The organism is Pseudomonas sp. TH04 (assembly GCF_016651355.1).
Classification (GTDB): Bacteria; Pseudomonadota; Gammaproteobacteria; order Pseudomonadales; family Pseudomonadaceae; genus Aquipseudomonas; species Aquipseudomonas fluorescens.
In genome coordinates, this window is sequence record NZ_JAEKEA010000001.1 from 1,487,051 (window position 1) to 1,500,888 (window position 13,838).

A 13,838-nucleotide genomic window follows, 5' to 3' on the forward strand; every position below is an offset into this window, starting at 1 on the left:
TAACGAAGACGGGCATCCTAGAGATGCCCGTTTGGGTCAAGCGCGACGGGCCTGGCCGAGATAGGTTTCGATGTTGCTCATTTGCTCATCCCAGCCACGGGAATTCATCTTGAACGCTTTCTGGCGTCGGGCCTCGGGCACCGCATCGAAGCCTGATTCGACTACCCGTAGCAGGATGCCGGGCGCGCGATCTTCGAGGGTGAATTCGACCAGGGTCGGTGTTTCCTTGTCGTAGTCCACGTCCTTCTCCACCGCGTAGGGATGCCAGCGGAAAGAGAACAGCGTTTGTGGCAGGACGCGTTCGATCCTGGCCTTCCACACCACATGTTCGTAGCCGGGGTAGGTTATCGGCGCCTCGATGGTTTCCCCAGCCGCAAAGATTTTATCCTTGAGGGCAATGCCGAACCAGCTACCGAATTGCTCAGCATCGGTGAGTGCTTCCCAGACCTGTTTGCGTGAAGCGTTGAGCAGGACCTTTCGTTCGATGCGATCTAATACATGCATAAGTCACCTCCTCCATTGACAGTAGGCGACATCGACCAATGCGCAACCTTGGATTGTGCGCAATGATGACGACCCTATCCTTGATCCGACACTACGTTCATGACTGACCCATTGAATGGAAGTTGCTTCTGCAAAGCGGTGCGCTATCAAATTGACAGCCTGGATATGCCCATCAGCCACTGCCATTGCGACAGCTGCCGCAAGGTGCATGCCGCCGCATTTGTGAGCACAGCCGGGGTGATGCGCGAGCACTTTCGCTGGACGCAGGGTGAAGACCTGTTGTCGGCGTTTGAGTCATCGCCGGGCAAACTCAGGCATTTCTGCTCGCGCTGCGGCTCACATCTGGTGGCAGAGCGCGGGCATCAGCCCCATGTGATCGTGCGGGTGGCGACACTGGATGATGATCCGGGTGTCCGGCCCACCTCGCACATCTGGACAGCCCATGACGTGCCCTGGCTGGCTTATGAAAGCCTGGAACAATGGGGCGAGTGGAAAGCCTGACTTAAACGTGCGGGTCACCTGGCGCTTTGGCGGGCGTCGCATACTGCGGCTTCAGGTGGCCTTCCTGGTCGAGCAGCCAGGCGTCCATGATTTGCCGCACCACGGGACCTGCCACGCGGCCACCGGCCTCGCCGTTCTCAATCATCACCGAGATCACGATTTTCGGGTGTTCAGCCGGCGCGAAGCCAACGAACAGGGCGTTATCACGATGGCGCTCAAGGGTCTTGTTACGGTTGTAGCGCTCACCTTGCTTGATCGCCACCACCTGCGCGGTACCACTTTTACCAGCAATCCGGTATTGGGCGCCAAGCGCCGCCGCACGGGCGATACCCCGCGGGTCGTGCATCACCAGTTGCATGCCGTGGTTGACCTGCTCCCAATCACGCGGATCTTTCAGAACCACATTGGGCATGGGGTTTTCGTCGACCGGCGGCACGCCATTGATGGTCTTGGCCAAGTGCGGCCGGTTCCATACACCTTTGTTGGCGATCAACGCTGTGGCCTGCGCGAGCTGCAACGGCGTGACCTGCATGTAACCCTGGCCAATGCCAAGGATTACGGTTTCGCCCGGGAACCAGGGTTGACGGCGTGTCGCACGTTTCCAGGCCTGGGAAGGCATCAAGCCGGCCGACTCTTCGAACATGTCGAGGGAGACCTTCTGACCGAGGCCAAATTCGGCCAGGTAGTCGTGCAGGCGGTCGATGCCCAGTTTATGAGCCAGGTCGTAAAAGTAGGTGTCATTGGAGCGCATGATGGCCGCGTCCATGTCCACCCAGCCGTCGCCGCTGTGGTTCCAGTTGCGGTATTTATGGTCGAAATCGGGCAACTGGTAGTAACCGGGGTCGAACACCCGGGTTTGTGCGGTAACCACACCACTGTCCAGACCGGCGATGGCCACTTCCGGCTTGATCGTCGAACCCGGCGCGTAAAGCCCGCGCAGCACGCGGTTGAACAGCGGCCGATCGATGGAGTCGTGCAGCGCAGCGTATTCCTTGAAGCTGATACCGGTGACGAACAGGTTCGGGTCAAAGCTCGGCTTGCTGACCATGGCCAGCACTTCACCGGTTTGCGGGTCGAGGGCGACGACCGAACCACGGCGGTCGCCCAAGGCCTCTTCGGCGGCTTCCTGGAGTTTGACATCGAGGCTCAGGACGATGTTTTTGCCGGGGATCGGATCGGTGTGCTTGAGCACGCGTAATACGCGACCCTGGGCATTGGTCTCGACCTCTTCATAACCGACATGGCCGTGCAGTTCGGACTCGTAGAAGCGCTCGATACCGGTCTTGCCGATGGACTGGGTGCCACGGTACTCCACCGAATCAAGCGCCTTGGATTCTTTTTCATTGATTCGGCCGACGTAGCCAATCGAATGGGCGAAATGCGCGCCCAGAGGGTAATGGCGCACGAATTGCGGCTCGACGTCGACACCGGGCAGGCGGAACTCGTTAACCGCCAATAAGGCGATCTGCTCTTCGGTCAATTCGTAGAACAACGTAACGGGCACAAAAGGATGTCGGGCCTGCTTCAGCGCCTTGTCGAACACAGCGCGATCTTCGGCCGGCAAATGCAGCAAGTTGACGATGGCGTCCAGTTCGCCCTTGAGGTCGGTGGTGCGCTCGCGAGTGATAGTCAGGTTATAGCTGGGACGGTTGTCGGCCAGCACCACGCCATTACGGTCATAAATCAGCCCGCGAGTCGGCGTAATCGGCAATACGTGGACGCGGTTGTTTTCGGAAATCGTCGAGTGATAGTCGTACTGCACCACCTGCAGGAAATACATACGCCCGACCAGCGCACAGGTGATGCCAATCACCAACAGCGCGCAAGCGAGTAAACGCTTGTTGACCAGGCGGTTTTCTTTTTCGTGATCTTTGATCGGTATCGGTTCAGGCATTTCTACAGCATCTCGTTGAAGAAGGTCGACGCCGCGTCCTGCGGATGAAAGATCAATCCTTGTGAAAATGTGCTGCACCATACCAAAAATGCAGAAACACTTTGCATCGATTTCCCCAACGGCATGCTGTTTTGTCAGGAGAGGATCGATTTTGGCTCCGGAAAGGCCTCCAGATCAGTGGGCGTTCGTATGACGCGAAGTGTGTCGCTGACAGAAATTGGGACAGAAGCAGGAAGGGTTTTAGGAAAACCAGAATTTTTTACTTTTCGACCGCCCAAAACAAAACCCCTGTTCGCGTTAGCAAACAGGGGTTCTGGAATTTAATCTTGACGATGACCTACTCTCACATGGGGAAACCCCACACTACCATCGGCGATGCATCGTTTCACTACTGAGTTCGGGATGGGATCAGGTGGTTCCAATGCTCTATGGTCGTCAAGAAATTCGGGTACTGAGTCGTGGCCAGTTTGCCTCGCTTCAGCAAATTGGGTATGTGATAGCTTTCGGTGTTTTGTGAAATTCGAACTTTCGGTTCTATCGTCTTCACACACCGCAATCTGATGCTTCTGCTTGTTTCCAAGTCAGGAGTAGTCAAATTGCTTGGGTGTTATATGGTCAAGCCTCACGGGCAATTAGTATTGGTTAGCTCAACGCCTCACAGCGCTTACACACCCAACCTATCAACGTCGTAGTCTTCGACGGCCCTTCAGGGGACTCAAGGTCCCAGTGAGATCTCATCTTGAGGCTAGTTTCCCGCTTAGATGCTTTCAGCGGTTATCTATTCCGAACATAGCTACCCGGCAATGCCACTGGCGTGACAACCGGAACACCAGAGGTTCGTCCACTCCGGTCCTCTCGTACTAGGAGCAGCCCCTCTCAAATCTCAAACGTCCACGGCAGATAGGGACCGAACTGTCTCACGACGTTCTAAACCCAGCTCGCGTACCACTTTAAATGGCGAACAGCCATACCCTTGGGACCGGCTTCAGCCCCAGGATGTGATGAGCCGACATCGAGGTGCCAAACACCGCCGTCGATATGAACTCTTGGGCGGTATCAGCCTGTTATCCCCGGAGTACCTTTTATCCGTTGAGCGATGGCCCTTCCATACAGAACCACCGGATCACTAAGACCTACTTTCGTACCTGCTCGACGTGTCTGTCTCGCAGTCAAGCGCGCTTTTGCCTTTATACTCTACGACCGATTTCCGACCGGTCTGAGCGCACCTTCGTACTCCTCCGTTACTCTTTAGGAGGAGACCGCCCCAGTCAAACTACCCACCATACACTGTCCTCGATCCGGATAACGGACCTGAGTTAGAACCTCAAAGTTGCCAGGGTGGTATTTCAAGGTTGGCTCCACGCGAACTGGCGTCCACGCTTCAAAGCCTCCCACCTATCCTACACAAGCAAATTCAAAGTCCAGTGCAAAGCTATAGTAAAGGTTCACGGGGTCTTTCCGTCTAGCCGCGGATACACTGCATCTTCACAGCGATTTCAATTTCACTGAGTCTCGGGTGGAGACAGCGCCGCCATCGTTACGCCATTCGTGCAGGTCGGAACTTACCCGACAAGGAATTTCGCTACCTTAGGACCGTTATAGTTACGGCCGCCGTTTACCGGGGCTTCGATCAAGAGCTTCGCGTTAGCTAACCCCATCAATTAACCTTCCGGCACCGGGCAGGCGTCACACCCTATACGTCCACTTTCGTGTTTGCAGAGTGCTGTGTTTTTAATAAACAGTCGCAGCGGCCTGGTATCTTCGACCGGCATGAGCTTACGGAGCAAGTCCTTCACCCTCACCGGCGCACCTTCTCCCGAAGTTACGGTGCCATTTTGCCTAGTTCCTTCACCCGAGTTCTCTCAAGCGCCTTGGTATTCTCTACCCAACCACCTGTGTCGGTTTGGGGTACGGTTCCTGGTTACCTGAAGCTTAGAAGCTTTTCTTGGAAGCATGGCATCAACCACTTCGTTAACTAAAAGTTAACTCGTCATCAGCTCTCGGCCTTAGAATCCCGGATTTACCTAAGATTCCAGCCTACCACCTTAAACTTGGACAACCAACGCCAAGCTGGCCTAGCCTTCTCCGTCCCTCCATCGCAATAACCAGAAGTACAGGAATATTAACCTGTTTTCCATCGACTACGCTTTTCAGCCTCGCCTTAGGGACCGACTAACCCTGCGTCGATTAACGTTGCGCAGGAAACCTTGGTCTTTCGGCGTGGGTGTTTTTCACACCCATTGTCGTTACTCATGTCAGCATTCGCACTTCTGATACCTCCAGCAAGCTTCTCAACTCACCTTCACAGGCTTACAGAACGCTCCTCTACCGCATCACTTACGTGATACCCGTAGCTTCGGTGTATGGTTTGAGCCCCGTTACATCTTCCGCGCAGGCCGACTCGACTAGTGAGCTATTACGCTTTCTTTAAAGGGTGGCTGCTTCTAAGCCAACCTCCTAGCTGTCTAAGCCTTCCCACATCGTTTCCCACTTAACCATAACTTTGGGACCTTAGCTGACGGTCTGGGTTGTTTCCCTTTTCACGACGGACGTTAGCACCCGCCGTGTGTCTCCCATGCTCGGCACTTGTAGGTATTCGGAGTTTGCATCGGTTTGGTAAGTCGGGATGACCCCCTAGCCGAAACAGTGCTCTACCCCCTACAGTGATACATGAGGCGCTACCTAAATAGCTTTCGAGGAGAACCAGCTATCTCCGAGCTTGATTAGCCTTTCACTCCGATCCACAGGTCATCCGCTAACTTTTCAACGGTAGTCGGTTCGGTCCTCCAGTTAGTGTTACCCAACCTTCAACCTGCCCATGGATAGATCGCCCGGTTTCGGGTCTATTCCCAGCGACTAGACGCCCTATTAAGACTCGCTTTCGCTACGCCTCCCCTATTCGGTTAAGCTCGCCACTGAAAATAAGTCGCTGACCCATTATACAAAAGGTACGCAGTCACAGAACAAAGTCTGCTCCCACTGCTTGTACGCATACGGTTTCAGGATCTATTTCACTCCCCTCTCCGGGGTTCTTTTCGCCTTTCCCTCACGGTACTAGTTCACTATCGGTCAGTCAGTAGTATTTAGCCTTGGAGGATGGTCCCCCCATATTCAGACAAAGTTTCTCGTGCTCCGTCCTACTCGATTTCATGACTAAGAGATTTTCGCGTACAGGGCTATCACCCACTATGGCCGCACTTTCCAGAGCGTTCCGCTAATCTCAAAGCCACTTAAGGGCTAGTCCCCGTTCGCTCGCCACTACTAAGGGAATCTCGGTTGATTTCTTTTCCTCAGGGTACTTAGATGTTTCAGTTCCCCTGGTTCGCCTCTTACGCCTATGTATTCAGCGTAAGATAACCATCTTATGATGGCTGGGTTCCCCCATTCAGACATCTCCGGATCAAAGTCTGTTTGCCGACTCCCCGAAGCTTTTCGCAGGCTACCACGTCTTTCATCGCCTCTGACTGCCAAGGCATCCACCGTATGCGCTTCTTCACTTGACCATATAACCCCAAGCAATCTGGTTATACTGTGAAGACAACATTCGCCGAAAATTCGATAATACTCAATTACGAGTAACTCACAAATTTTACCTTAGCCTGATCCGTTACCAGTGAAAGTAACGTTCAGTCTATCTTTCTATCACATACCCAAATTTTTAAAGAACGATCTAATCAAAGACTAGAAATCAACATTCACCATCATCACAATGGAATGCTCATTTCTAAGCTTTCGAAACTTCAGAAGCAGTAGTGGTGGAGCCAAACGGGATCGAACCGTTGACCTCCTGCGTGCAAGGCAGGCGCTCTCCCAGCTGAGCTATGGCCCCGTATTTCTACAGGCGTTTCCCACACAAAATTGGTGGGTCTGGGCAGATTCGAACTGCCGACCTCACCCTTATCAGGGGTGCGCTCTAACCAACTGAGCTACAGACCCAATTTCGGGCTGCTTCTTATCGTCTTCTTCAATGAATCAAGCAATTCGTGTGGGAACTTATGGAGCAGCTGATGTCGTCGATTAAGGAGGTGATCCAGCCGCAGGTTCCCCTACGGCTACCTTGTTACGACTTCACCCCAGTCATGAATCACACCGTGGTAACCGTCCTCCCGAAGGTTAGACTAGCTACTTCTGGTGCAACCCACTCCCATGGTGTGACGGGCGGTGTGTACAAGGCCCGGGAACGTATTCACCGCGACATTCTGATTCGCGATTACTAGCGATTCCGACTTCACGCAGTCGAGTTGCAGACTGCGATCCGGACTACGATCGGTTTTGTGGGATTAGCTCCACCTCGCGGCTTGGCAACCCTCTGTACCGACCATTGTAGCACGTGTGTAGCCCAGGCCGTAAGGGCCATGATGACTTGACGTCATCCCCACCTTCCTCCGGTTTGTCACCGGCAGTCTCCTTAGAGTGCCCACCATTACGTGCTGGTAACTAAGGACAAGGGTTGCGCTCGTTACGGGACTTAACCCAACATCTCACGACACGAGCTGACGACAGCCATGCAGCACCTGTCTCAATGTTCCCGAAGGCACCAATCTATCTCTAGAAAGTTCATTGGATGTCAAGGCCTGGTAAGGTTCTTCGCGTTGCTTCGAATTAAACCACATGCTCCACCGCTTGTGCGGGCCCCCGTCAATTCATTTGAGTTTTAACCTTGCGGCCGTACTCCCCAGGCGGTCAACTTAATGCGTTAGCTGCGCCACTAAGAGCTCAAGGCTCCCAACGGCTAGTTGACATCGTTTACGGCGTGGACTACCAGGGTATCTAATCCTGTTTGCTCCCCACGCTTTCGCACCTCAGTGTCAGTATTAGTCCAGGTGGTCGCCTTCGCCACTGGTGTTCCTTCCTATATCTACGCATTTCACCGCTACACAGGAAATTCCACCACCCTCTACCATACTCTAGTCAGTCAGTTTTGAATGCAGTTCCCAGGTTGAGCCCGGGGATTTCACATCCAACTTAACAAACCACCTACGCGCGCTTTACGCCCAGTAATTCCGATTAACGCTTGCACCCTCTGTATTACCGCGGCTGCTGGCACAGAGTTAGCCGGTGCTTATTCTGTCGGTAACGTCAAAACACTAACGTATTAGGTTAATGCCCTTCCTCCCAACTTAAAGTGCTTTACAATCCGAAGACCTTCTTCACACACGCGGCATGGCTGGATCAGGCTTTCGCCCATTGTCCAATATTCCCCACTGCTGCCTCCCGTAGGAGTCTGGACCGTGTCTCAGTTCCAGTGTGACTGATCATCCTCTCAGACCAGTTACGGATCGTCGCCTTGGTGAGCCATTACCTCACCAACTAGCTAATCCGACCTAGGCTCATCTGATAGCGCAAGGCCCGAAGGTCCCCTGCTTTCTCCCGTAGGACGTATGCGGTATTAGCGTCCGTTTCCGAACGTTATCCCCCACTACCAGGCAGATTCCTAGGCTTTACTCACCCGTCCGCCGCTCTCAAGAGAAGCAAGCTTCTCTCTACCGCTCGACTTGCATGTGTTAGGCCTGCCGCCAGCGTTCAATCTGAGCCATGATCAAACTCTTCAGTTCAAACATCTTTGGGTTTTTAAGAAACCCTAAACTTGGCTCAGCAATCGTTGGTTACATCTTTGATTTCTCGCGGAGTAACTTGTGATGCTGATAATCTTGTTGACTATCAGTCTGACTCCACAAGCACCCACACGAATTGCTTGATTCAGTTGTTAAAGAGCGGTTGGTTAAGATCTTTCGTCTCAACCGAGGCGCGCATTCTACAGCAGCCTCATTTGCTGTCAAGTGATTATTTTCAGAAGTTTTCGAGGAATTCCTCAACAACTTCAACCACTTGCGCTTCCGATCTCTCGTTAGCGGGAGGCGAATTCTACAGCGTTACACGCTGCTGTCAACACCTCTTTTCCTCCGCTTTCGACCGAGAGGATCGAAACGTTAATAGAGCCAAACAACACTGCTCTACCAACTCCTTCTGGGCTTCGATGACCTGAAGCAACTCGCTGTCGAATTCTGCATAACTTCTTGTTTACCAAGGAGTTTTCCGTTTCGACTGCGCCGGAAGTGGGGCGAATTATAGACGTCCAGAATCTGCCGTCAACCGTTTATTTGGATTCTCTATCAAACAATCGAAAATCTACAAACCGCTTCTATGAAGAACGCCAAAACCCATCAGCTGAGCAATATATTGCTCAAACCCAGCCAGTTAAGCATCATATGCGTTCTGCTTCTCTACTATGACTTCGGACGAACACCCCCAATGACCACCCCACCGCGCAGCCTGGCCTCGGCATTGTTTCCTGTCGGCCTGCTGTTGATCGCCATGGCTTCCATCCAGTCCGGTGCCTCGCTGGCCAAAAGCATGTTTCCCATCGTCGGCGCACAGGGCACCACCACCCTGCGCCTGATTTTTGCCAGCGTAATCATGCTGCTTCTATTACGCCCATGGCGCGCCAGGCTGACGGCAAAGTCCCTGCGCACAGTCATCGTCTATGGAATGGCGTTGGGCGGCATGAACTTCCTCTTCTATATGTCATTGCGCACAGTCCCTTTGGGCATCGCGGTAGCGCTGGAATTCACAGGCCCCCTCGCCGTGGCTATCTACGCCTCACGCAGAGCTGTGGATTTTTTATGGATTGGCCTTGCGATTGCGGGCCTTCTGTTGCTGATCCCGACGGGCGAAGCCAGCAGCGGTATCGACTTGACCGGCGCCGCCTACGCATTGGGCGCAGGGGTGTGCTGGGCACTCTATATTTTGTTCGGCCAGAAAGCCGGCAATGACAATGGCGTGCAAACTGCGGCACTCGGGGTAATGATCGCTGCCTTGTTCGTAGCACCGATCGGCATCGTGCATGCCGGCAGCGCATTACTGACGCCTGCGCTGATTCCCGTCGCCCTGGGTGTTGCCATTCTATCCACTGCCCTGCCCTACACCCTGGAAATGGTCGCCCTCACTCGCCTTCCTGCCCGCACCTTCGGTACGTTGATGAGCATCGAGCCCGCATTCGGCGCGCTCTCCGGCCTGTTTTTCCTGCAAGAACACTTGTCCCTCGCGCAATGGATGGCGATCACTTGCATCATTCTGGCCTCCGTCGGCGCCACGCTGACCATGCGCAATGAATCCAAACCACTGGTGCCAGCCGATTGATCGTCATCGCAGGTAGCTCTGGTATTTGCCGCTCATTTAGGCCATGTTTAGGCCGTAAGCGAATGTCTTTCATGGAGAATTTCGACACGGACAGCTGAACGCTACAATCGAGAGCGCGTAAAGCCTGCATCGAGCCTTTTTGCGAAGCGGCTATTAAGGATAGTGATGAAAAGAATTTTGATACTGTTAATGGTCGTGGGCATAGCAGGCTGCGCTGCGACCACCAAGACAGAAGTGAAACGCGGCAAAAAAGGGCTACATATCAACTGTTCAGGCCTGTCCTCCTCCTGGGACCAGTGCTACACCAGTGCAACCAATTCCTGCGGTGCCAAGGGCTACCGGGTTATCGCCAAGTCCGGCGACAACTCCGAAGAGCCGGGGGACTATCCTTTCGGCATCAACCCGGCCGGCTACACCAGCCGCAGCATGATCGTCATCTGTAAATGACCGCCCGAGCAGTCCCCCCGACTGCTCCGCCCTTCTTAAATTCCCACCCCAACCGGCCATTCGCGACGCCACGGCTACACTCCAGCTCGACAATCGAGCCAATGGAGTTGCCATGACACATAACAAGAAAATCGTATTGGTAGTGGGTGCCGGTGATGCTACCGGCGGCGCCATTGCCAAGCGCTTTGCCCGCGAAGGTTACGTGGCCTGCGTCACCCGTCGCAGTGCCGACAAGTTGCAGCCCCTTGTGGACAGTATCCAATCGATGGGGGGTGAAGCTCATGGCTTTGCCTGTGATGCACGTAAAGAGGAAGACGTGATCGCACTGATTGAACAGATCGAAACCGAGCTGGGGCCCATCGAAGCGTTCGTGTTTAACATCGGCGCCAATGTGCCATGCAGCATCCTGGAAGAGACCGCCCGCAAATACTTCAAGATATGGGAGATGGCCTGCTTCTCCGGTTTCCTGAATGCTCGCGAAGTTGCCAAACGTATGGTGACCCGCAATAGAGGCACCATCCTGTTCACCGGCGCCACCGCCGGTTTGCGCGGAGCAGCCGGATTTGCCGCATTCGCCGGCGCCAAGCACGGCATCCGCGCCCTCGCGCAAAGCATGGCGCGAGAACTGGGCCCTAGGAATATCCACGTGGCCCATGTGGTGGTCGACGGTGCAATCGACACTGACTTCATTCGCGACAATTTTCCGCAGAAATACGCCCTGAAAGATCAGGACGGCATCCTCAATCCGGAACACATCGCCGACAACTATTGGTACCTGCACAGCCAACCACGTGACGCCTGGACCTTTGAGCTGGATCTGCGCCCCTGGAATGAAGCCTGGTAAGCGCTATCCCCCCAATAATAAGCAGCGAGTATCGCCATGAGTAAAACCCTGGAGTTCTTCTTTGACCTCGGCAGCCCGGCCACTTACCTGGCCTATACCCAATTGCCTGCCTTATGCGCCGAAACCGGCACGCAACTGGTCTATCAGCCGATGTTGCTGGGTGGCGTGTTCAAGGCCACAGGCAACGCCTCGCCAATCACCGTGCCGGCCAAAGGTCGTTACATGTTCAATGACTTGGCGCGGTACGCAAAACGCTACAACGTGACGCTCAAGTTCAACCCGCACTTCCCCATCAACACCTTGGTGCTGATGCGCGCCGTTACCGGTATCCAACTACGTCAGCCAGAACGCTTCCAGGCGTTTATTGACTGCCTGTTCCGCGCCATTTGGGTTGAAGGCCGCAACCTGGGCGATCCCGCGGGGGTGGCTGCGGTTCTGACCGAAGCAGGCTTCGACCCTGACGAAGTGCTGGCCCTGGCCAATGATGAACGCACAAAAACAGCGCTCAAGGACAAAACCGAAGAGGCTATTCAGCGCGGCGTTTTCGGTGCACCCAGCATGTTTGTAGGCAATGACATGTTCTTCGGTCAGGACCGTCTGGATTTTGTGCGCGAAGCGCTCAGCTAGGCGTTGAACGCCCACCGCCCTTGAACGCCGCTTGCGAGCACTTCGCAAGCGGCGCATGCCGATCAAATAGCCGCGGTACGCACCTGCAGCCACTCCAATGCAGCACCGTTGAGCAACGGGCTTAAACGCTCACGCACTTCGGCGTGGTAGGCGTTGAACCACGCGCGTTCGTCCACCGTCAGCAACGATGGCTCCAGGCAACGCGTGTCGATTGGGCACAAGGTCAGCGTTTCAAACTTGAGGAACTCACCGAACTCGGTCTTGCCGGCTTCACGGTTCAATACCAGGTTCTCAATACGCACACCCCAGCGACCTGGGCGATAAGTGCCCGGTTCAATCGAAGTAATCATTCCCGGCTGCATCGCGGTCTGTGGCGCAGTGGCGGCCTGGTAGGCGATCACCTGCGGGCCTTCATGCACATTCAGGAAATAGCCTACGCCGTGGCCCGTACCATGGCCGTAGTCCACACCTTCAGCCCAGATCGGCGCACGCGCAATCGCATCCAGCAACGGCGACAGAATGCCCTTGGGGAAGTGTGCACGAGACAGCGCAATCACGCCCTTAAGGACCCGCGTGCAGTCGCGCTTCTGCTCCTCACTCGGCGTACCGATCGGCACCATCCGCGTGATATCGGTGGTGCCGCCGAGGTACTGGCCGCCCGAGTCGATCAACAGCAAACCATCGCCCTCGATCAGTGCATGCTCTTCTTCAGTAGCGTGGTAATGCGGCATCGCGCCATTGGCATTGAATGCAGCAATGGTGTTGAAACTCAGCGATACATAATCGGGGCGACGGGTGCGTGCCGCCGTCAGGTGTTCGTCGATAGTCAGCTCGGTGATGCGCTCGCGGCCCAACGCACCGTCCAACCAAGCGAAGAATTCGCACAGCGCCGCACCATCCTGCTCCATGGCCCGGCGAATATGCTCCGCGTCAGCCAGGCTTTTGCGGGATTTGGCCAGCGTAGTCGGGTTCAGCCCCTCGACCAGCTTGACCCCCGCATCGAGATTCTCCAGCAACCCTGTGGTCACGCGAGCCGGGTCAACTTGCAAGCTGGCACCCGACGGCACGGCACGCAGCGCATCAGCCACTTCGCTGTAGTCGCGCAAGGTCACACCATCCTGCTCCAGGATTGCGCGCAGTTCCGCGTCGACCTTGCTCAGCGCGACAAACAAAGTGGCCTGCTGCTGATTGATCAGGGCAAAGGACACGAACACCGGGTTGAACGACACATCACCGCCACGCAGGTTGAACAACCAGGCGATGTCATCCAGGGTGGCGATGAAATGCCAGTCGGCGCCCTTCTCTTTCAAGCTGGCGCGCAGCGCGCTGAGTTTTTCGCCGCGGCTGACGGTGGCCTGCGGAGGCAGGTGTTGGTAAATCGGCTGGGACGGCAACGCGGGGCGGTCGTGCCAGACTTCATTCAGCACATCGATATCGGTACGCAAGCGTGCGCCGCGCTCCGTCAGCTTGCCGCCCAGGGTACGCGCCGAGGCCACGGCCATCACCGCACCATCCACCGCCACCACAGCGCCTTGCGGAGTGTTTTCAGCCAGCCACTCCAGCGGGCCGGGTTGGCCCGGTTGCAACTTCACCAACTCGATACCACTGCCCTTGAGTTCCTTGGTCGCCTGCTCCCAATAACGGCTGTCGGCCCAGACACCGGCGAAATCTGCGGTGACAATCAACGTCCCCACCGAGCCATAAAACCCGGACAACCACTGCCGCCCCTGCCAGTAACCCGGCAAATACTCGGACAAATGCGGGTCGGCCGACGGCACCAGCAGGGCGTGGATACCCTCGCGGCTCATCAGCTCGCGGGTCAGCGCCAGGCGCTGGGGAACGGATCCATGGGTCAAAGGCTGAGTACTCATTGTGTCTCCT

8 protein-coding genes, 2 tRNA genes and 3 rRNA genes are annotated in these 13,838 nt (G+C 55.2%); 5 read left to right on the plus strand and 8 right to left on the minus strand.

Annotated elements, in window-relative coordinates:
• Positions 1-36: 36 nt before the first annotated feature.
• Positions 37-504 carry an SRPBCC family protein gene (locus JFT85_RS06440; RefSeq protein ID WP_073636777.1) on the minus strand — a complete coding sequence of 156 codons (468 nt, stop codon included), beginning with the start codon at positions 502-504 and terminating at the stop codon, positions 37-39.
• Positions 505-603: 99 nt separating this feature from the next.
• Between JFT85_RS06440 and JFT85_RS06445 the strand changes: the two genes are divergently transcribed.
• The gene (locus tag JFT85_RS06445; RefSeq protein ID WP_069552510.1) at positions 604-1,005 is read left to right on the plus strand and encodes a GFA family protein; all 402 of its coding nucleotides are present in this window, start codon (positions 604-606) and stop codon (positions 1,003-1,005) included.
• A gap of 1 nt (position 1,006) precedes the next feature.
• On the opposite strand, the gene mrdA is transcribed toward JFT85_RS06445, so the two are convergent.
• The 6 genes from mrdA to JFT85_RS06475 all read right to left on the minus strand — a co-directional run bounded on the left by mrdA (position 1,007) and on the right by JFT85_RS06475 (position 8,454).
• Positions 1,007-2,899, minus strand: coding sequence for a penicillin-binding protein 2 (gene mrdA, locus JFT85_RS06450; protein ID WP_053255369.1), 1,893 nt, complete (start codon positions 2,897-2,899; stop codon positions 1,007-1,009).
• Between the two features lie 324 nt (positions 2,900-3,223).
• Positions 3,224-3,339: ribosomal RNA gene (gene rrf, locus JFT85_RS06455) — 5S ribosomal RNA — on the minus strand.
• A gap of 171 nt (positions 3,340-3,510) precedes the next feature.
• A 23S ribosomal RNA gene (locus JFT85_RS06460) occupies positions 3,511-6,402 on the minus strand.
• A 250-nt stretch (positions 6,403-6,652) separates the two neighbouring features.
• Positions 6,653-6,728, minus strand: a tRNA-Ala gene (locus JFT85_RS06465).
• A gap of 30 nt (positions 6,729-6,758) precedes the next feature.
• Positions 6,759-6,835 (minus strand) — tRNA-Ile (locus JFT85_RS06470).
• 82 nt (positions 6,836-6,917) lie between these two features.
• Positions 6,918-8,454 (minus strand): 16S ribosomal RNA (locus JFT85_RS06475).
• The 16S, 23S and 5S rRNA genes sit together here with 2 tRNA genes alongside, the layout of an rRNA operon.
• A 697-nt stretch (positions 8,455-9,151) precedes the next feature.
• Between JFT85_RS06475 and rhtA the strand changes: the two genes are divergently transcribed.
• The 4 genes from rhtA (at position 9,152) to JFT85_RS06495 (ending at position 11,957) form a co-directional block, all read left to right on the plus strand.
• Positions 9,152-10,039 carry a threonine/homoserine exporter RhtA gene (gene rhtA, locus JFT85_RS06480; RefSeq protein WP_053255333.1) on the plus strand — a complete coding sequence of 296 codons (888 nt, stop codon included), beginning with the start codon at positions 9,152-9,154 and terminating at the stop codon, positions 10,037-10,039.
• Between the two features lie 165 nt (positions 10,040-10,204).
• Positions 10,205-10,486: a hypothetical protein gene (locus JFT85_RS06485; RefSeq protein ID WP_053255332.1), complete on the plus strand. Its 282-nt coding sequence runs from the start codon at positions 10,205-10,207 to the stop codon at positions 10,484-10,486.
• A gap of 112 nt (positions 10,487-10,598) precedes the next feature.
• On the plus strand, positions 10,599-11,330 hold the full coding sequence (locus tag JFT85_RS06490; RefSeq protein ID WP_078827962.1) for an SDR family oxidoreductase: 732 nt from the start codon (positions 10,599-10,601) through the stop codon (positions 11,328-11,330).
• 36 nt (positions 11,331-11,366) lie between these two features.
• The gene (locus tag JFT85_RS06495) at positions 11,367-11,957 is read left to right on the plus strand and encodes a 2-hydroxychromene-2-carboxylate isomerase (RefSeq protein ID WP_069551661.1); all 591 of its coding nucleotides are present in this window, start codon (positions 11,367-11,369) and stop codon (positions 11,955-11,957) included.
• A 62-nt stretch (positions 11,958-12,019) separates the two neighbouring features.
• On the opposite strand, the gene JFT85_RS06500 is transcribed toward JFT85_RS06495, so the two are convergent.
• Positions 12,020-13,828 carry an aminopeptidase P family protein gene (locus JFT85_RS06500; RefSeq protein WP_201229536.1) on the minus strand — a complete coding sequence of 603 codons (1,809 nt, stop codon included), beginning with the start codon at positions 13,826-13,828 and terminating at the stop codon, positions 12,020-12,022.
• Positions 13,829-13,838 lie beyond the last annotated feature (10 nt).

Bases quoted from the DNA above. Each gene is read 5' to 3' on its own strand.
- JFT85_RS06440 (WP_073636777.1), bottom strand. From the start codon at position 504: ATGCATGTATTAGATCGCATCGAACGAAAGGTCCTGCTCAACGCTTCA.
- JFT85_RS06445 (WP_069552510.1), top strand. From the start codon at position 604: ATGACTGACCCATTGAATGGAAGTTGCTTCTGCAAAGCGGTGCGCTAT.
- mrdA (WP_053255369.1), bottom strand. From the start codon at position 2,899: ATGCCTGAACCGATACCGATCAAAGATCACGAAAAAGAAAACCGCCTG.
- rhtA (WP_053255333.1), top strand. From the start codon at position 9,152: ATGACCACCCCACCGCGCAGCCTGGCCTCGGCATTGTTTCCTGTCGGC.
- JFT85_RS06485 (WP_053255332.1), top strand. From the start codon at position 10,205: ATGAAAAGAATTTTGATACTGTTAATGGTCGTGGGCATAGCAGGCTGC.
- JFT85_RS06490 (WP_078827962.1), top strand. From the start codon at position 10,599: ATGACACATAACAAGAAAATCGTATTGGTAGTGGGTGCCGGTGATGCT.
- JFT85_RS06495 (WP_069551661.1), top strand. From the start codon at position 11,367: ATGAGTAAAACCCTGGAGTTCTTCTTTGACCTCGGCAGCCCGGCCACT.
- JFT85_RS06500 (WP_201229536.1), bottom strand. From the start codon at position 13,828: ATGAGTACTCAGCCTTTGACCCATGGATCCGTTCCCCAGCGCCTGGCG.